General features: G+C 63.2%; 19 protein-coding genes. 16 read left to right on the forward strand and 3 right to left on the reverse strand.

The window, feature by feature from the left end:
• Positions 1-154: 154 nt before the first annotated feature.
• A complete protein-coding gene (locus tag ISP15_RS04380) occupies positions 155-655 on the forward strand; it encodes a nuclear transport factor 2-like protein (RefSeq protein WP_404545508.1) in 501 nt (166 codons plus the stop codon).
• 78 nt (positions 656-733) lie between these two features.
• On the opposite strand, the gene ISP15_RS04385 is transcribed toward ISP15_RS04380, so the two are convergent.
• Entirely contained in the window at positions 734-1750 is a 1017-nt protein-coding gene (locus ISP15_RS04385) for a class 1 fructose-bisphosphatase (protein ID WP_404545510.1), read from the reverse strand.
• A gap of 150 nt (positions 1751-1900) precedes the next feature.
• Here ISP15_RS04385 and ISP15_RS04390 point away from each other — a divergent pair, with 150 nt between their 5' ends.
• The 8 genes from ISP15_RS04390 (at position 1901) to ISP15_RS04425 (ending at position 8793) form a co-directional block, all read left to right on the forward strand.
• The gene (locus tag ISP15_RS04390) at positions 1901-2521 is read left to right on the forward strand and encodes a DJ-1/PfpI family protein (RefSeq protein WP_404545512.1); all 621 of its coding nucleotides are present in this window, start codon (positions 1901-1903) and stop codon (positions 2519-2521) included.
• Positions 2522-2531: 10 nt separating this feature from the next.
• Positions 2532-2795 (forward strand): hypothetical protein, encoded by a 264-nt coding sequence (locus ISP15_RS04395; protein WP_404545514.1) that lies wholly within the window; start codon positions 2532-2534, stop codon positions 2793-2795.
• 321 nt (positions 2796-3116) lie between these two features.
• Positions 3117-3743 (forward strand): glutathione S-transferase family protein, encoded by a 627-nt coding sequence (locus tag ISP15_RS04400; RefSeq protein ID WP_404545516.1) that lies wholly within the window; start codon positions 3117-3119, stop codon positions 3741-3743.
• A 125-nt stretch (positions 3744-3868) separates the two neighbouring features.
• Entirely contained in the window at positions 3869-4573 is a 705-nt protein-coding gene (locus tag ISP15_RS04405) for a helix-turn-helix transcriptional regulator (protein WP_404545518.1), read from the forward strand.
• Positions 4574-4844: 271 nt separating this feature from the next.
• On the forward strand, positions 4845-6599 hold the full coding sequence (locus tag ISP15_RS04410) for a DUF885 domain-containing protein (RefSeq protein WP_404545716.1): 1755 nt from the start codon (positions 4845-4847) through the stop codon (positions 6597-6599).
• 150 nt (positions 6600-6749) lie between these two features.
• A complete protein-coding gene (locus tag ISP15_RS04415) occupies positions 6750-7148 on the forward strand; it encodes an MbcA/ParS/Xre antitoxin family protein (RefSeq protein WP_404545519.1) in 399 nt (132 codons plus the stop codon).
• Positions 7149-7240: 92 nt separating this feature from the next.
• Complete coding sequence (locus tag ISP15_RS04420; protein WP_404545520.1) at positions 7241-7927, forward strand: RES family NAD+ phosphorylase; 687 nt, start codon at positions 7241-7243, stop codon at positions 7925-7927.
• Between the two features lie 203 nt (positions 7928-8130).
• Positions 8131-8793 carry an SGNH/GDSL hydrolase family protein gene (locus ISP15_RS04425; protein ID WP_404545521.1) on the forward strand — a complete coding sequence of 221 codons (663 nt, stop codon included), beginning with the start codon at positions 8131-8133 and terminating at the stop codon, positions 8791-8793.
• A gap of 57 nt (positions 8794-8850) precedes the next feature.
• Here the strand turns inward: ISP15_RS04425 and phhA are convergent, their stop codons facing one another.
• Entirely contained in the window at positions 8851-9744 is an 894-nt protein-coding gene (gene phhA / locus ISP15_RS04430) for a phenylalanine 4-monooxygenase (RefSeq protein WP_404545523.1), read from the reverse strand.
• Positions 9745-9895: 151 nt separating this feature from the next.
• Here phhA and ISP15_RS04435 point away from each other — a divergent pair, with 151 nt between their 5' ends.
• The 3 genes from ISP15_RS04435 (at position 9896) to ISP15_RS04445 (ending at position 12324) form a co-directional block, all read left to right on the forward strand.
• Positions 9896-10372, forward strand: coding sequence for an Lrp/AsnC family transcriptional regulator (locus ISP15_RS04435; protein WP_404545525.1), 477 nt, complete (start codon positions 9896-9898; stop codon positions 10370-10372).
• A 153-nt stretch (positions 10373-10525) separates the two neighbouring features.
• Complete coding sequence (locus tag ISP15_RS04440) at positions 10526-11326, forward strand: lysophospholipid acyltransferase family protein (RefSeq protein ID WP_404545527.1); 801 nt, start codon at positions 10526-10528, stop codon at positions 11324-11326.
• Positions 11323-12324, forward strand: coding sequence for a YheT family hydrolase (locus ISP15_RS04445; RefSeq protein WP_404545529.1), 1002 nt, complete (start codon positions 11323-11325; stop codon positions 12322-12324). The genes ISP15_RS04440 and ISP15_RS04445 overlap by 4 nt, the downstream gene beginning before the upstream one ends.
• Positions 12325-12511: 187 nt before the next feature.
• Here the strand turns inward: ISP15_RS04445 and ISP15_RS04450 are convergent, their stop codons facing one another.
• Positions 12512-13990 carry an AAA family ATPase gene (locus ISP15_RS04450; protein ID WP_404545531.1) on the reverse strand — a complete coding sequence of 493 codons (1479 nt, stop codon included), beginning with the start codon at positions 13988-13990 and terminating at the stop codon, positions 12512-12514.
• A gap of 176 nt (positions 13991-14166) precedes the next feature.
• On the opposite strand from ISP15_RS04450, the gene ISP15_RS04455 reads away from it, so the two are divergent.
• The 4 genes from ISP15_RS04455 to ISP15_RS04470 all read left to right on the forward strand — a co-directional run bounded on the left by ISP15_RS04455 (position 14167) and on the right by ISP15_RS04470 (position 16022).
• Positions 14167-14790, forward strand: coding sequence for a YbhB/YbcL family Raf kinase inhibitor-like protein (locus tag ISP15_RS04455; RefSeq protein WP_404545533.1), 624 nt, complete (start codon positions 14167-14169; stop codon positions 14788-14790).
• Positions 14791-14924: 134 nt separating this feature from the next.
• Entirely contained in the window at positions 14925-15080 is a 156-nt protein-coding gene (locus tag ISP15_RS04460; protein ID WP_188794089.1) for a DUF1328 domain-containing protein, read from the forward strand.
• A 70-nt stretch (positions 15081-15150) separates the two neighbouring features.
• Positions 15151-15525, forward strand: a complete 375-nt coding sequence (locus ISP15_RS04465; RefSeq protein WP_404545535.1) for a DUF883 family protein — start codon at positions 15151-15153, stop codon at positions 15523-15525.
• A 32-nt stretch (positions 15526-15557) separates the two neighbouring features.
• The gene (locus ISP15_RS04470; RefSeq protein WP_404545537.1) at positions 15558-16022 is read left to right on the forward strand and encodes an ABC transporter ATP-binding protein; all 465 of its coding nucleotides are present in this window, start codon (positions 15558-15560) and stop codon (positions 16020-16022) included.
• Position 16023: the final 1 nt, after the last annotated feature.

Here is a 16023-nt window from a genome sequence, read left to right on the forward strand (position 1 = left end):
GAATATGACTGCGAGGCTGGCTAGGCTCTGGAAGGATCAGGGGGCTGAAATACCACTGGAGGACAAGGCCATGTCAGCAGCTGTCGATGGATGTGTCAGTCGGTATAGGTCCTTTTCCAAAACTGCGCTTTGCTGGCCTGCGTTCGCCACGGCCATGGTCCTGGCGGGAACAGGCGTATTGCAGGCCCAGGAAAGCCCAGGTTGTACCGATACATCTCGCACGTGTGTCATCGCCGCGGCGACCACTTATCTCAACGCGCTCGTTTCACATAACGCGGCCCAGGTACTCCTCGCGGCAGGCGCTACCCGCACGGAAAACGGCGTAGACACGGGCGATAGCGGTGCACAGATCGCCAACGACCTGCAGACCAATCCGCAATTCCTGCTTATCAGCGGTATCCGCGATGTGCGCTGGTTTGTCGATGGCGATAACGCCATGGCCCTCTATCTCATCGACACCGCGGTACCGCTGACTGGCGTGCATGTCGCCACGGTGCATATTGCCGAACGCTTTCAAGTCGATAATGGCCTGATTACGCAGATCGAGGCGTTCTACTGCACGCATCCGGGCCTGACCGAAGAAACGGAGCGAATGCCATCCGCGGTGACGCTTTTCAGCGAGCAATGTTTCGGAGCCGTCTTGCCGGGCGGCTGACAGGCACTAACGTGCGACGTATTCGCGATCAGCTTTTCGAGGTAGAGCATGCGCCGGCCAAGCCGGCGCATGCATCGCTCAAGCTTGCGCTCCGTCCGCCATCAAGTGGTAACGGGTGGCGACTTCGACTTCCTGCTTCGAGCCCAGGAATACGGGTACGCGCTGGTGTAGTCCAGTGGGTTGCAGTTCGAGGATGCGTTCGCGGCCGGTGGTGGCGGCGCCACCCGCCTGCTCGATGATCAAGGCCATCGGGTTCGCTTCGTACATCAGCCGCAGCTTGCCGCCCTTGGCCTTGATCTTGGCGTCGAGTGGATAAAAGAACACGCCGCCGCGGGTGACGATGCGATGCACGTCGGCAACCATCGAAGCGACCCAGCGCATATTGAAATCCTTGCCGCGCGGGCCGTCCTTGCCGGCCAGCAATTCGCCGATGTAGCGCTGCATCGGCGCTTCCCAGTGGCGCTGGTTGGACATGTTGATGGCGAACTCGCCGGTTTCTTCCGGGATGCGGATATCGCGGCGGCTGAGCAGGAAACTGCCTACTTCGCGGTCCAGCGTGAACTCGTGCGTGCCATGGCCGAAGCTGAGCACCAGCAGGGTTGCCGGACCGTAGACCACGTAACCGGCGGCGAGCTGGGTGGTGCCGGGTTGCAGGAAGTGCTCCATCTTCGGTTCGGTAACGCCATCCGGGCAGCGCAATACGGAAAAGATGGTGCCGACCGAGATGTTCACGTCGATGTTCGAACTGCCGTCCAGCGGATCGAACAACAGCAGGTGATTGCCCTTCGGGTACATGTCGGGAATCGGCTGCGGATCTTCCATTTCCTCCGACGCGCAGGCTGCCAGGTGGCCGCCCCAGGCGTTGGCTTCCAGCAGGATCTCGTTGGAGATCACATCCAGCTTCTTCTGCGCTTCGCCTTGCACATTGTCGCTGCCGGCGTTGCCCAGCACGCCGCCGAGCGCGCCCTTGTTGGTGGCTACCGCAATGCGCTTGCAGGCGCGCGCGACCACTTCGATCAACAGGGATAGTTCGGCGTTGACGCGGCCGGCGCGGCGCTCCTCGATCAGGAACTGGATCAGCGAAATGGGCTTCATGGCGAACCTGCTGGCAAAGGGACCGCCATTTTCCCGGCTCCGCCTTACAGAAACCAGTCACATGCCCGAAACAGCCGCCACGCTGCTGCTGACAACACGCTGGCAGCAGCGGACGCGCAAGCTCACATCATCGGATAAGGAGGAACGATCATGCGCGACAGGGTTTTTGTGCTGGTTTTCGATGGCGTTGCGGACTGGCAGGTGGCGTTGGCTCTGGCCGAGATTCGCCGCCCCGGGGAGTGGGAAGTGCGCACAGTCGGTTTCACCGGCGAACCGGTGACGACGATGAGCGGACTGCGGGTGATGCCCGATGACCGCGTGGATGGGCTCGACCTGGGCACCGCGGCCATGTTGGTGTTGCCTGGCGGGCACCTGTGGCTGCCCAGGCAGATCGAGCAGGTCGCGGTGCTGGCGCGCAGCGTCCACGCGGCCGGTGCACCCGTGGCGGCTATCGACGAGGGCGTGCTGGCGCTGGCCCGTGCCGGATTGATCGATGATTGCCGTCATACCGGCAACTGGCCGGGGCAGATCGGCCGCGAGGTACCCGGATATGCGGGCCACGAACAGTATGACGCCCAGGTACTTGCGGTCAGCGACGGCGGCGTGATCACTGCCAGCCATCTGGGCAGCATCGAATTCGCGCGCGAAATCATCCACACGCTGGATCTTTACAGCCGCAGCGATCGGGAACATTGGTACCGCCTGTTCAAGCAAGCCGTTCCGCCGCCGTGGTTCGCCACGGAAAACGCCGAAGTGATCGAGGCCGCCTGAGGTATCCGCCATGAACCATTTCATCCATCGCGTTTTGGCTGCCTATCGACCGATGTACCTGCGAGGGTTGCTCATGGACGGCCAGTACCACCTGCCGGCGCCGCCGGAAAAGCCGCCAGCGAAAGGCAAGCTCATCGAACTGACGCCAGCCTTCGAGCCATCCCGTCGCCGCGTAGTGCTGGCAGCCGCAACGGCCGTGGCCGCGGGCCTGTGCGCAATACCGGATCTGCCGGGCAGTGTCGAAACGAAGAACGATTCCGACAGCGGTCAATGATCGCGATTTCTTATTCACCTGCGGAAAGCCATCATGCGAAAGGTCTATCAAGGCAGTTGCCATTGCGGTGCGCAAAGATCGAGGATACCGATCGCGCCAAAGGAACGGGGCGCTGCCATGGTTCGATCTGCACCAAGACGCGGCAATGGGACGTGATGGTCAGGCCCGATGCGTTTCGCCCGGGCCAGCGGCGAAGGCGATCTCTCCGATGATCCATTCGGCTCCCGCAGCATGCATCAGCTGTCCTGCCGGTCGCACGACAACGGGTCAGCCACGCCGGCTGAACCACGACCTCTGTAACGCCGCGTGGAGATAGCACGCATGAACCGGAAGATCACATTTTTCCATGCGCCCAACAGTCGCTCCGGCGGTACACTGGCGCTGCTTGAGGAACTGGGCGCCGATTATGAGCTCCATCTGCTCAATCTCAAGAGCGGCGAACAGCGCGAAGCCGCCTATACGGCCATCAATCCGATGGGCAAAGTGCCGGCGATCCGCCATGGCGATGCGCTGGTCACCGAGCAGCCAGCGGTATTCCTGTATCTGGCCGACCTTTATGCGGAAGCCGGACTCGCTCCGGCTATCGGCGAGCCACTGCGCGGTCCCTATCTTCGCTGGATGGTCTATTACGGTTCGTCCTTCGAGCCGGCCATCGTCGATCGCTCGCTGCAACGCGAACCGGCGGCCCCGTCCACCTCGCCCTACGGCAGCTGGGAAGACGTCGTGCACACGCTCAGTGCGCAGCTTGCCACGGGACCTTACATGCTCGGCCGGCGTTTCACCGCCGTCGACGTGTTGTGGGGCAGCGCCCTGCACTGGATCACGTTGTTCAAGCTGATACCGGAGACGCCGCAGATACGCGCCTATATCGATCGCGTGATCATGCGTCCGGCCATGCAGCGCGCGGCGGCCAAGGATGCCGAATTCAAAGCGCAGCAAGGAGGTTAAGTGGACGTGGGCGAGGCGAGGGTCATGCGCGCAGCCGGCTTGCCGATGGCTGTCGCAGGCATCGCGACCGGCGCGCATGACTTTGGACGCTGGCTCGCGCCGGCTGCCTGGGTGATCATGTACCGATGCGCCGCGCCGATCGCCTCTTTCTCATCATCAACGCCCTGCGCGGCCGCCGCACCGCGCTGCAAGCGCGCCAACTCGCCGAAACATTGGGCGTATCGCTGCGCACGGTCTACCGCGACGTGGCGGACCTGCAGCTCTCTGGCGTGCCGATCGAGGGCGAGGCTGGCGTGGGCTACGTGCTGCGCAAGGGCTCGGACATTCCGCCGCTGATGTTTACCGCCGACGAACTCGAATCGTTGGTGGTCGGCACGCGCTTCGTTCGCGCCTTTGCCGGCGAGAAGCTGGCCGCCGGCGCCCAGGCGGCACTGGTGAAGATCGAAGCGGTGCTGCCGCCCGAGCTGCGCGAGCGTTCCTCGCGCACGCGGATCTATGCGCCGATCTGGCGCGATGAGGCGTCGGTCGCCTTCGCCGCGCTCATCGACCAGCTGCATGCCTCGATCGGAGCGCAGCAGGTATTGCGGCTGCTCTATCGCGATGAACTGGGCCGCGAAAGCGAGCGCGAAGTGGAACCGCTGTGCCTGGCCTTCTGGGGCGGTGCCTGGACGCTTGGTACCTGGTGCCGCCTGCGTCGCGATTTCCGTAACTTCCGCCCGGATCGCATTGGACGTGTGGAGCAGACCGGCGAGATATTCGACAGTCCCGCGGATCGCAACCTCGCCTCGTATCTGCAAGCCATGCGCGGGTATTACTCGGGCCTCGAATAAGGCGATTGTCCTGCCGGCGAGTTGCCGGCCTTCCGGTAAGCTGTGCCTGATCAGGGGCACAGGCTGCTTGGCACTAACCCGTTTACAGCGATCTCGTCGATGGCATGCGTCCGCGCCTTGCTGCTGCGTGCGCGGCAAGACCCAGCTTTCGCCACAGGCACTGGCTAACGGGAGCGTGGAAGATGGCGGGTCGGCGTCCGATCGCCCCATCCATGACGGAGCACCAAGCATCGTGAACATCGCACTACGCATCGGATCCATCGCGCTGGGCATGGCCCTCGCCCTACCGGCCCTGGCACAGCAGCATGCGGACGCGCGCTTCAGGCAGATCTACCAGCAGGAATGGGCCTGGCGCACGGGGCAGGCAGGCATCAGCGCGTCGGGCGAATCGCAGCCCAACAACGGGCGGCTGGACCAGGTCGATGCGAAAAGCCAGCAGCAGCGGCTGGACTACTGGCAAAAAGTCATGCGCCAGCTCGATGCGATCGACGTACAACAACTTACACCTGCCGACCAGGTGAACTATGCGGTCTATCGCGAACAGATCCGCAACTTCATCGCCGACCAGCAATTCAAGCAATGGCAGATGCCGTTCAACAGCGACTCGGCGTTCTGGAGCGAACTCGATGACGATCTCGGGGAAGATGCCCTGCATAGCGAAACGGATTATCGCCATTACGTCGATCGCCTCAGCCAGGTACCGGCCTATTTCGACCAGCAGATCGCCAATATGCGCGCAGGCCTCAAGCGTGGCTTCAGCGTGCCGCGCGCGGTGCTGACGGGGCGTGATGTATCGATTGCCGCCGTGGCCGGGCTGAAGGATCCGACGCAAGCCAGTTTCTACGCCCCGTTGCAGCATATGCCCTCGACCATCCCGGCCGCGACCGCCGCGGCGATCCAGGCCGACGCGCGCCAAAAAATCAGCCGCGATGTGATTCCCGCCTACGCGAAGCTGCTCACTTTTTTCCGCAACGAGTACGTACCGCAGGCGCGCACGACGTTGGCCGCGGAGGCCCTGCCCGATGGCAAGGCCTACTATCGCCAGCAGATCCGTGAATACACCACGCTCGATCTGGCCCCCGATGCCATCCACGCGATCGGCTTGCGACAGGTCGACACGATCCACGCGCAAATGCTGCAAACCATGCGCGAAACCGGCTTCAAGGGCAGCTTTGCCGAGTTCCTGCATTTCCTGCGCACCGATCCGCAGTTCTACGCCAAGAACCCGCAGGAATTGCTCGACCGCACGGCCTGGGTGGCCAAGGAAGTGGACGGCCAGGTCGGCAAGTTCTTCGGCCACCTGCCGCGTGAGCGCTTCACGATCGAACCGGTGCCGGCGGACATCGCGCCTTATTACACATCGGGCCGCGGCGGCCCGGACGTCTATCTGGTCAACACCTACGACCTGCCCTCGCGTCCGCTCTACAACATGCCGGCGCTGACTTTGCATGAATCGTATCCAGGGCATGCATTGCAGCTGGAGCTGGCGGAAGAGGACCAAAGCCAGCCGGCCTTCCGCCGCAACGGCTATATCTCCGCCTACGGCGAGGGCTGGGGCTTGTATTCGGAATACCTGGGCAACGAAATGGGCATCTATAAGACGCCCTACCAGCGTTTCGGCTATCTCACCTACCAGATGTGGCGCGCCTGTCGGCTGGTGGTCGATACCGGCATTCACCACCTTGGCTGGACGCGCCAGCAAGCGATCGATTACATGACCGAAAACACGGCGTTATCCGATCGCGAAATCGCCAACGAAGTGGATCGCTACATCAGCTGGCCGGGACAGGCGTTGTCCTATGAACTCGGCTATCTGAAATTGCTGGAGCTGCGCGCGCGCGCAGAGCAAGCGCTTGGATCGAGATTCGATATTCGCGCTTTCCACGACACCGTTCTTTCGACCGGCTCGGTGCCCTTGCCGGTGCTGGAGCAGCGCATCGATCGCTTTATCGCCGAAGGTGGACCGGAGCCCAACTATGGACACGAGCACGCCGACACCGCGGAACCCAAGGCGGCCATGCCGTAACGATGGACGTGCCTGGCTGGCGCGTCCGGCATGCGATGTCTAAGGATGGCGAAGCCGAGGCTGGCCGGCTGGAAGCGCGCATGCCAGCCCGATTGGCGAAAACTTCACCTGTGAAGTATTATGCGCCAAAGCTTTATTGGGAGAGCGGCCATGCCAGTCCATGCCTTGCCCCGCACCACCCCTGTTGAAGAATTGGGCGGCCCTGCCCTGCGCACCTTCTTCAAGCTGGCCGAACGCTGGCAGCTGCGCATCGCCGAACAGCGCAAGCTGCTGGGCGATCCGCCGGAATCCACGTTCTACAAATGGAAGCGGCAGCAGGACGGCGTGTTGGCACGCGACACGCTGGAACGCATCAGTTACCTGCTGGGCATCTACAAGGCGCTACAGATCCTGTTTCCGGATCCCGAGCAGGCAGACGCCTGGCTGCATAAGCCCAACCAAGCGGCGTTGTTCGGTGGCCATTCCGCGCTGGAGCGCATGCTGTCGGGCAACGTCGGCGACCTGTACGTAGTGCGCCAGTACCTGGATGCGCAGCGCGGCTGGAACTGAAACCTCCGTCGCAACCGGCGAGAACCTGTTCCAGCAATATCCACAGCCGAACAGGGAAGAACTTTACGCGCGGCTGGTGCCACGGACCCATCATGCCTATCGACTTGCCCCCTCTTCGACGCATCCGCTGGAGCCAGGCCTACCGCATCGTGCCGAGCCGTTTTCCGCCGGCCGGGTTGTTCGACCGCATTGCCGATCCCGCCGACCTGGAGGCCGTGTTTGCCATCGAGGCGCTGACCAATCCGCGCCTGCGCGAAGAGGCGGACAGCATGCGGCTGGTACCGAAGGATCGCCGCGTCAGTGGCCCGGGTTCGACACCGGTCATGGCCGCCTTCACCCATCTCAATCCGGAAGGCAGCCGCTTTTCCGACGGTAGCTGGGGCGTGTTCTATGCCGCGCACAGCGTGATCACCGCGGTGGAAGAAACGGTGTACCACCGCGAGCGTTTTCTTGCCGCCACGGCCGAGCCGGCCTGCGATATCGAAATGCGCTGCTATCGCACCAGCATTGATTGCAAGCTGCACGATATTCGCGGCGGCTGGCCGCAGGTGCACGACCCGGAGAGCTATGCGGCCAGCGTGAAGCTTGCGCGCACGCTGCGCGAACAGGCTTCCAACGGCATCGTCTACGACAGCGTGCGCCACGGCGGCGGTGAATGCCTGGCGGCGTTCTATCCGGATGTGGTCGCGCCCTGCGTCCAGGCACACCACCTGATCTATCGCTGGGACGGCCAGCGCATCGCGCAGGTCTTAGAGGTCAGCGAACTCAAACGCAGCTGACCAGCGCATGGCTGCGGCCTCTGGTCCAGCACGCTGGTGCGACGATCGTGCCCAGGCATGCTTCGAAGCGGCCTTTGGATACGGGCCGCCGCCATGCAAGTCCGATTGCGCAGGCTATGATCGGTTAATGAGCCCTTACAGCTGGCGAATGCGGCCACGGCTTCGCCTAATCTCCGTACCCACCTGACACCGACAGGTACATCATGAAAATCCTGCTATCGCTAATGCTTGCCCTGGCCTCGTGCGCCGCTTGCGCGGGGAGCGGCCACGCGCAATGGAACGCGGCGATTGCCGCCTTCGAGGCTTCCGATCGTGCCGACCCGCCGCCGCAACATGCCGTGCTGTTCATTGGCAGTTCGTCGATCGAGCACTGGAAATCGGTGGCGGCGGACTTTCCGGAAGTGAAGGTAATCAACCGCGGTTTCGGCGGCTCGGAACTGAGCGATTCCACTTACTTTGCCGACCGCATCGTGGCGCCTTATCATCCGCGCGCCATCGTGATGTACGCCGGCGACAACGATCTGTGGGACGGGCATAGCCCCGAACAGGTGCGCGACGACTTTGCCGCCTTCGTGCGCAAGGCACGCGCGGTCGATCCCGGCGTGCCGATCGCCTTCATCGCGATCAAGCCGAGCGTGGCGCGCAAGGCGTTGCTGTCCCAGATCCGGCAAGCCAACCGGTTGGTGCGCGCTTACGCGGCAACCCAGCACAACGTGGCATACCTGGATGTGTTCACGCCGATGCTGGGGCCGGATGGCCAGCCGCAGGCGAAATGGTTCGGCGATGACGGCCTGCATATGAATCGCAGCGGTTATGCGCTGTGGATCGGCATCATCAGGCCGTGGGTGGATGCGCACGGGCGATAAGCGGGCTTGTCGTTCCGGCTGGCACCGACGGCAAGCGCCAGCAGGAAACGACGGGGCTTACGCATCCGCATTGCTGGCAAAACCTTCGCGCGTGCCGCGGTTGAATACGCGGTCCTTGTCGAGCACCTCGGCGGCGGCATGCGCGGAAGCCTGCTTGAGGCTGGCATAGAGCGGCGTGAAATCCGGCCGCGTCGCCTCGAACAGCTGCTCGAAGCTGTCGATCACGAAATAGGTCTGCTGGTAAGTATCGATGCGGTAGCGCGTGTTCATCACGCGCTCCAGACCAAAGCCAATGCGATTGGGCGCGGGTGAATCCAGGCAGTAGATCGACTCGCCTTTCGAACTGACGATGCCTGCGCCGTAAATGCGCAGGCCTTCATCGGTGTTGATCAGGCCGAATTCCACCGTATACCAGTACAGCCGCGTCAGGTTCATCAACGCTTCGGGGCCGATGCCGAAGGCTTTCATGCCGCCACGGCCATAGGCCTGCATGTAGTCGGCGAAGATCGGGTTGAGCAGCAACGGCACGTGGCCGAACAGATCGTGGAACAGGTCGGGTTCGCTCAGGTAATCCAGCTGGTCGGGTTTGCGGATCCACCAGCTCACCGGGAAGCGGCGGTTAGCCAGGTGATCGAAGAACACCTCGTCCGGCAGCAGGCCCTCGACCGCGACCAGTTCCCAGCCGGTGGCCTTGCCGAGCACCTGGTTGAGGTCGCTGAACTTGGGAATGCCGCCGTCGCCCAAGCCGAACCGTTCCACGCCGGCCAGGAATTCCCTGCATGCGCGCCCGGGCAACAGTTCGCGCTGGCGCTTGTACAGCGTGTCCCACACCTCATGATCGGTACGGCTGTAGTCGGACCACGGTTGCTCCACCACGCCGGTGGCATAGACCGGCACGTAGCCGCGATCGGTCTGCTGGTGTTCGATCTTGCGTGGCGTGTTGGTATCCATCGATGGCTCCGGCATTGCGCATGACGCCCAACGAAGGGCGATCACAACAGAATAGGGTCTTTGCCCCGCAAAGAGCTTGCTTTATTGCGTGAAAAACCTGGGCAAGTGCAATATTCGTGCGATATTGGCGCAAACTACCGAGGTATCGTGCATGGCCGAGCTGGATCGTACCGACCTGCGTATGCTTGCCGTGCTGCAGGGCGAAGGGCGCATTACCAATGCCGAACTGGCCGAGCGGGTGAACCTGTCGCCGTCCGCCTGCCTGCGCCGCCTGCAGCGGCTGGAAAGCGAAGGCATCCTCACCGGCTATAGCGCGCAGGTCGATCCGGAAGCGGTGGGCTTGGGCCTGCAGGCGTTCGTGCGCGTGCAGCTGAGCAAGCACGAGAGCGAGGCGATCGAGCGCTTCGTGGCGCAACTGAACGGATGGGACGAGGTGGTGGCTTGCTATGCGCTTACCGGCGACATGGACTACCTGATGCACATTTATGTCGCAGACTTGCAGCATTTCTCGCGCTTCCTGCTGGACCGGTTGCTCAACGCCTCGGGCGTGGCCGACGTGAACTCCAGCTTCGTGCTGCGCACCGTCAAGCGCTCGGCGGCCTTGCCCTTGTCGCAGCTGGAACGATGAAAAGGTCCGGATGCCGAGGACAGGGCGGCAAGTTCTTGCAGCCCTTGCAAGCCGCGCGGCGTCTGCCAAAGATCGTATGCCGACAAATGCGGGACGCCGCCGCGCGGACGGACTGCCGACTCGCGCCTGATTAACGTTAAACTAACTGCACTGATGAGTATCGAAGCCGTTTCTCCCCCGGACCGCGACCTGCTACGCCCGCTACGTTACCTGTGGCGGGTGCCATGGTTGCTCGTACATATCGTGCTCGGCATCATGCTGTGCGGGTTCGTCCTTACCTGGAACCGCCACGTGGTGATGAAGAACGGGCGCGAGCCGTTCACCCACCGCATGATCCGCGCCTGGTCCACCGGGCTGATGCGCATCTTCGGGTTGCGCTCGGTGCGGATCGGGCAGCCGCTGCCCGACGCGGCGCTGTTCGTCGCCAATCACACCTCGTGGATCGACATCGAGCTGCTGCATAGCCAGCGCGCCGCCTGCTTCGTGGCCAAGGCGGAAATCGCCAGCTGGCCGCTGGTCGGATGGCTGGCGGCCAGCGGCGGCACGATTTTCCACCGCCGCGGCAGTAACCACTCGCTCGCCGCAGTGATGCAGGTCATGGTGGAACGGCTGCGCGAAGGCCGTTCAGTGGCAGTGTTTCCGGAAGGCGGCACCGGCCACGACGGCGTGCTCAAGGTTTTCCATGCGCGCATCTTCCAGGCCGCGCTGGATGCCCAGGTGCCGGTGCAACCGGTGGCGTTGCGTTTCGCTCGCGACGGCAAGCGGCTGATCGATGCGGGCTTTCGCCAGCACGAGAATTTCATGCAGAACTTCTTGCGCATGCTGGGCGGCGCGCCGATGGATGCCGAGGTGCACTTCCTGGAACCGGTGCCGACCCATGCGGATGGTCGCCGCCGCATGGCCGACCTGGCACGTGAACGCATTGCCGCGGCGCTTGAGGACAAACCTGCATGACCTTGCCGCAAGGACGCGACTTCCGCCCGCCCTGGCCGCTGACCAGCGGTCATATCCAAACCATGCTTTCCTCCAGCGGCCTACGGCGCAAGCTGCTTCCGGCGCATGCCTACCGCGTGCTGGAAGGCGCCGAGACGGTCATGGTGGATGGCGGTGACGGCGTGCGATTGACTGGTGCCTTCACCGCGCAGCAAGGCCGTCCTTCCGCGCGCGGCCTGGCCGTGCTCTTCCATGGCTGGGAAGGCAGCGTCGATTCTACCTACGTGCTGCAGACGGGAAGCCGCCTGCTGGCCGAGGGCTGGGATGTCTTCCGGCTCAATTTTCGCGATCACGGCGACAGCCATGCGCTGAATGAAGCACTGTTCCATTCTTGCCGCATCGACGAAGTCGTAAACGCGGTGGACGATATTGCGCGGCGCTGGCCGTCGCGCGCGATGGCGCTGGCGGGATTCTCGCTCGGCGGCAATTTCGCGCTGCGCGTCGCGATGCAGGCGCCCGCGCGAGGCATTCCACTTCATTACGCGCTGGCGGTCTGTCCGATCATCGATCCCGGCGAGGGCCTGTTCTCGCTGGAAGAAACGGCGCCATGGTTTTACCAGGCGTACTTCATGAATAAATGGCGGCGCTCGTTGCGCGCCAAGCAGGCCGCGTTCCCGCATCGCGAATATTTCGAATTGCAGGAACTGAAGCAAAGTCTGCGCGGCCTGACCGAAGCGCTGGTGCTGCGCCACACCGACTTCGGTTCGCTGGAGGCCTATCTGGATGGCTATTCGGTAGCCGGGCGCACACTGATGGGCATGCAGATTCCCGCCAGCATCCTCACCGCCCGCGACGATCCGGTCATCCCGGTGGACGCTTTCGAGAAATTGGACCTGCCCGCCAACGTCGAGCTGGATATCGCCAGCTACGGCGGCCACTGTGGCTTCATCCGCGGCTGGGACATGACCAGTTTCTGCGACGACTACATCGCGGCTCGCTTCAACGCGATGGCAGGTTGAACTCGCGGCGCGGGCGGCCGGGAACAGAGCAGGGCATCGGTACAATCCCCAGAGCATCGAGCCATCGCCGAGTCGAGGCCGCGTATGCCGTGCTGAAGGAACGGCGAAGAGGCAAGGGCGGCGTCTGCTGGCAACGCGATGCTCTTCGATGGCGGCGGCAATACGAAAGGTTGCGGTCCGTCCTTGCTCAATCGGCCGGCACGCAGCGCCCGTTTGCCCACGCGCGCAAGGTCGCCACTTGTTCGTGCATCAATACCGATAACGGCCTGGTCGCCTGCAGTGCATGGAGCAGGATCGCCTGGTCCAGCGCGCGGCCATCGCCGGCCGCATCGTAAAGCGCGCTGACCACGGCCTGCTCGATTTCCGCGCCCGAAAAACCATCGCTGGCTTCGGTCAGTGCGTGGAGATCGAACGATTCCACGTCCAGCTTGCGCCGCTTCAGATGCATGGCAAAGATGGCCGCGCGCACCTCGTCCCTGGGCAGGTCCACAAAAAAGATTTCGTCGAACCGTCCTTTGCGCAACAGTTCGGCCGGTAATTCGTCGACGGCGTTGGCCGTGGCGACCACGAACACCTTGGCCTTGCGTTCGGCCATCCAGGTCAGCAAATAGCCGAGTACGCGGCGGGACACGCCGCCATCATCGCCGCCGCCGGCCAGGCCTTTCTCGATCTCGTCGATCCACAGCACGCACGGCGCCAGCACTTCGCAGCTGGTCAGCGCTTCACGCAGGTTCCTTTCTGTCTCGCCCTGGTACTTGTCGTACAACGCGCCGAAATCCAGTCGTATCAGCGGCACGCCGAAGCCGCCGGCGATGGCCTTGGACGCCAGGCTCTTGCCGCAACCCTGCACACCGAGCAACAGCACGCCCTTGGGCGGATCGAGCGCCGGCGTAGGGCTGGGATCGAGGAATACCGCGCGGCGTCGCTGCACCCAGTCGCGCACATGGCTTATGCCGGCCACGTCGGAAAAGCTGGCTGTCGCATATTCGTAATGCAACAGGCCGGAGCGATTGAGCAAGTCAAATTTGGCCTGCATCAATTCAGGCAGGTCGTGCGCGTTGAGCGCGCCATCGTTGTAGATCAACTTGCGCACGATGCGGCGCGCATCCGGCGCGGTCAGTCCCAGCAGGTTGCGGACGATGGTGCGCGCCGCATCGTTATCCACTTCAAGCGGACGATTGTTCTCGCGCTGCCACGCCACCGCCTCGCCGCGCATGATGCCGGCGAGTTCCTTGACATCGGGCAATGCCAGCGACACGCGCGTGGCCAGGGCATCGAGCTCCTGCGGCAACTCCACTTTTGCACCGACCAGCACCAGCGTATGCGCGGCCGAACGCTGGCGCTGCACGATCTCGCGCATTTGCCGCAGGGTCATCGCGTATTGCAAGCATGCTTGAAAATCGAATAGCAGATAGATGCCGCGCTGCTCCGTTTCGCGGATCGCAGTAAGCGTGGCGGTAGCATCGGGGGCGACCGGCTGGTCGCGTGGACCGTTGAAATCAAGGCGTTCCAGCCCTTCCGTAAGCGTCCAGCGCCAAAGCGGATAGAGCGCCTGGGCGATGACATGGCGAAAGCATTCGATGACGCGCTGCTCGTCGACTGTCTCGATCACCAGCAAAGGTGTTGCCGCACGCACCAGCGTGCTCAGATCATCCAGTTGGCTCATGCATGTCCTCCGCCAGCCGGCTACGTTACCAGAGCCTGTCACGGCCGGATCATCGCCGGCACGCTATGCTCGACGGAAGCCGCCGCCTGCCACGCACTGACGGGCGGACGCTGGCTTGTACCGGCGCGTGCCGGCCCCCAATTGATGCACTTTCCTGGCGCACGGAGACTTATCCCATGCAGTTACGCAGCGACAACTTCCAGCACGGCAAGCCGATTCCGCCGACGTTCGCGTTCGGCAAACCCGGCCAGCCGATGGCGCTGTCGGATAACCACAGCCCGCATCTGGCCTGGAAAGATGCGCCGGCCGGTACGCGCTCTTTCGTGCTTACCTGCATCGACAACGATGTGCCCAGCAAGCCCGACGACGTCAACAAGGAGGGCCGCGTGGTGCCAGCCGATCTGCCGCGCGTGGAATTCGTGCACTGGCTGATGGCGAACATTCCGCCCGAATGCGGCGAGCTGGCCGAAGGCGCCTGCAGCGACGAGATAACGCCGCGCGGGAAAAAGCAGCCATTCGGACCACCGGGCAGCGTGCAAGGCGTCAACAGCTACACCGATTGGTTCGCCGGCGACATACAGATGGAAGGCACGTACCTCGGCTACGACGGCCCGTGCCCGCCATGGAACGATTCGCTGGTGCATCACTACCATTTCTGTATCTATGCGCTCGACACGGCGATCCTTTCGCTGCAACCAGGGTTCTCGCTCCAAGAGCTGCGCGAAGCCATGAAAGGCCATGTGCTGGCCGAAGCCGGGCTCACTGGCACCTATAGCCTCAATGCCAACGTGCCGGCATGAAGTGGTGCCGCGACGACGCGGACGTGAAATGTGAGTCGCGATGATCCTTCTTCACGCTGAGACGGCGCTGCATGTGGCACATGGAATACAGGGGCGTGCAGCAGGACGTCCCCCGGTTCAGGAGGAGCGTCGTCATGCTGCATTACGCCCTGGTATTCCTAGTCATCGCGGTTATTGCCGCGCTGCTCGGCTTCACCGGCATCGCCGGTACCGCTGCGTGGATCGCCAAGGTGTTATTCGTGCTGTTCCTGATCCTGGCAGTGATTGCGTTCTTTCGGCGAGCCAGCTGAACGGCGCGGTGACGGTTCAGCCAGCAGAGCGGCAAACCGCTAGAGTGAAGACTTGCAATCGGAGAACATCATGAACAAAGAAGTCCAGGCCCAGGAAAATGGCGTGCAGAACGATATCCACGGGCGTATCGATCAAGGTGCCGAGCGCGTCAAACAGGCCACCTCCGACGCAGTGGCCACCAGCAAGGAAAAATTCGAGCGCGCAGCCGACCACGTCGAAGAGCGCGTGCATCACGCCACCGACAAAGCGGCCCATGCCGCCAATCGCGCCACGGATAAAGTATCGGAAGCCACCGAACGCGGTCGCGCCGCCTATGACCAGGCCAGGGATCGCGCCGATGAGTGGCTGGATGAAGTACGCGAATATGTGCGCGAGAAGCCGGTACAGGCCGTGGGTATTGCGCTCGGTGCAGGCTGGTTGCTTGGCCGCATCCTTCGGCGCTGATCCTTTTCACATCTTGAGCACGGGAGCGGGCGATGCATGATGCCGTGCGCGATAACGAAGCGGCCGGGCCATCCGAGCCGGCCAGCCATCCGAAGCCAGGAGGCGTGTTCGATGAACTCGGGCAACTGGCGCGTGCGGTGCGCAACCTGTTCGGGGCCCAATTGCATTTGCTGGCCGCCGAGTTGGGATTGGCGCGCAGCGCGGTGTCCTGGATGCTGGCCGCGGGCCTCGCGGCCACGATCGCCGGCGTCGGGCTGGGCCTGACCCTCCTGGGATTGATCGGCCTGCTGCTGGCCAAATGGCTGCATTCGTGGATCCTCGCCTTCGCGGTGCTGGCGGCCCTGGAGGCGCTTTCCCTGCTCGGCGCGATCATATTGTTCCGCCGCTGCATGCACTGGATGAGTCTGCCCGCCACCCGCCAGGAGTGGCGGGCGATCGTGCGCGATACGATGCGCAAAGCCGAGCAGGACGTAAACCGCGGCGAGGGGGAGGGTTGAG

Origin of the sequence: Dyella jejuensis, assembly GCF_044904675.1 — a bacterium.
GTDB lineage: Bacteria > Pseudomonadota > Gammaproteobacteria > Xanthomonadales > Rhodanobacteraceae > Dyella_B > Dyella_B jejuensis.

Bases quoted from the DNA above. Each gene is read 5' to 3' on its own strand.
- ISP15_RS04395 (WP_404545514.1), top strand. From the start codon at position 2,532: ATGAACCATTTCATCCATCGCGTTTTGGCTGCCTATCGACCGATGTAC.
- ISP15_RS04410 (WP_404545716.1), top strand. From the start codon at position 4,845: ATGGCCCTCGCCCTACCGGCCCTGGCACAGCAGCATGCGGACGCGCGC.
- ISP15_RS04405 (WP_404545518.1), top strand. From the start codon at position 3,869: ATGCGCCGCGCCGATCGCCTCTTTCTCATCATCAACGCCCTGCGCGGC.
- ISP15_RS04390 (WP_404545512.1), top strand. From the start codon at position 1,901: ATGCGCGACAGGGTTTTTGTGCTGGTTTTCGATGGCGTTGCGGACTGG.
- ISP15_RS04435 (WP_404545525.1), top strand. From the start codon at position 9,896: ATGGCCGAGCTGGATCGTACCGACCTGCGTATGCTTGCCGTGCTGCAG.
- ISP15_RS04450 (WP_404545531.1), bottom strand. From the start codon at position 13,990: ATGAGCCAACTGGATGATCTGAGCACGCTGGTGCGTGCGGCAACACCT.
- ISP15_RS04425 (WP_404545521.1), top strand. From the start codon at position 8,131: ATGAAAATCCTGCTATCGCTAATGCTTGCCCTGGCCTCGTGCGCCGCT.
- ISP15_RS04440 (WP_404545527.1), top strand. From the start codon at position 10,526: ATGAGTATCGAAGCCGTTTCTCCCCCGGACCGCGACCTGCTACGCCCG.
- phhA (WP_404545523.1), bottom strand. From the start codon at position 9,744: ATGGATACCAACACGCCACGCAAGATCGAACACCAGCAGACCGATCGC.
- ISP15_RS04460 (WP_188794089.1), top strand. From the start codon at position 14,925: ATGCTGCATTACGCCCTGGTATTCCTAGTCATCGCGGTTATTGCCGCG.
- ISP15_RS04400 (WP_404545516.1), top strand. From the start codon at position 3,117: ATGAACCGGAAGATCACATTTTTCCATGCGCCCAACAGTCGCTCCGGC.
- ISP15_RS04445 (WP_404545529.1), top strand. From the start codon at position 11,323: ATGACCTTGCCGCAAGGACGCGACTTCCGCCCGCCCTGGCCGCTGACC.
- ISP15_RS04380 (WP_404545508.1), top strand. From the start codon at position 155: ATGGTCCTGGCGGGAACAGGCGTATTGCAGGCCCAGGAAAGCCCAGGT.
- ISP15_RS04415 (WP_404545519.1), top strand. From the start codon at position 6,750: ATGCCAGTCCATGCCTTGCCCCGCACCACCCCTGTTGAAGAATTGGGC.
- ISP15_RS04455 (WP_404545533.1), top strand. From the start codon at position 14,167: ATGCAGTTACGCAGCGACAACTTCCAGCACGGCAAGCCGATTCCGCCG.
- ISP15_RS04470 (WP_404545537.1), top strand. From the start codon at position 15,558: ATGCATGATGCCGTGCGCGATAACGAAGCGGCCGGGCCATCCGAGCCG.
- ISP15_RS04420 (WP_404545520.1), top strand. From the start codon at position 7,241: ATGCCTATCGACTTGCCCCCTCTTCGACGCATCCGCTGGAGCCAGGCC.
- ISP15_RS04465 (WP_404545535.1), top strand. From the start codon at position 15,151: ATGAACAAAGAAGTCCAGGCCCAGGAAAATGGCGTGCAGAACGATATC.
- ISP15_RS04385 (WP_404545510.1), bottom strand. From the start codon at position 1,750: ATGAAGCCCATTTCGCTGATCCAGTTCCTGATCGAGGAGCGCCGCGCC.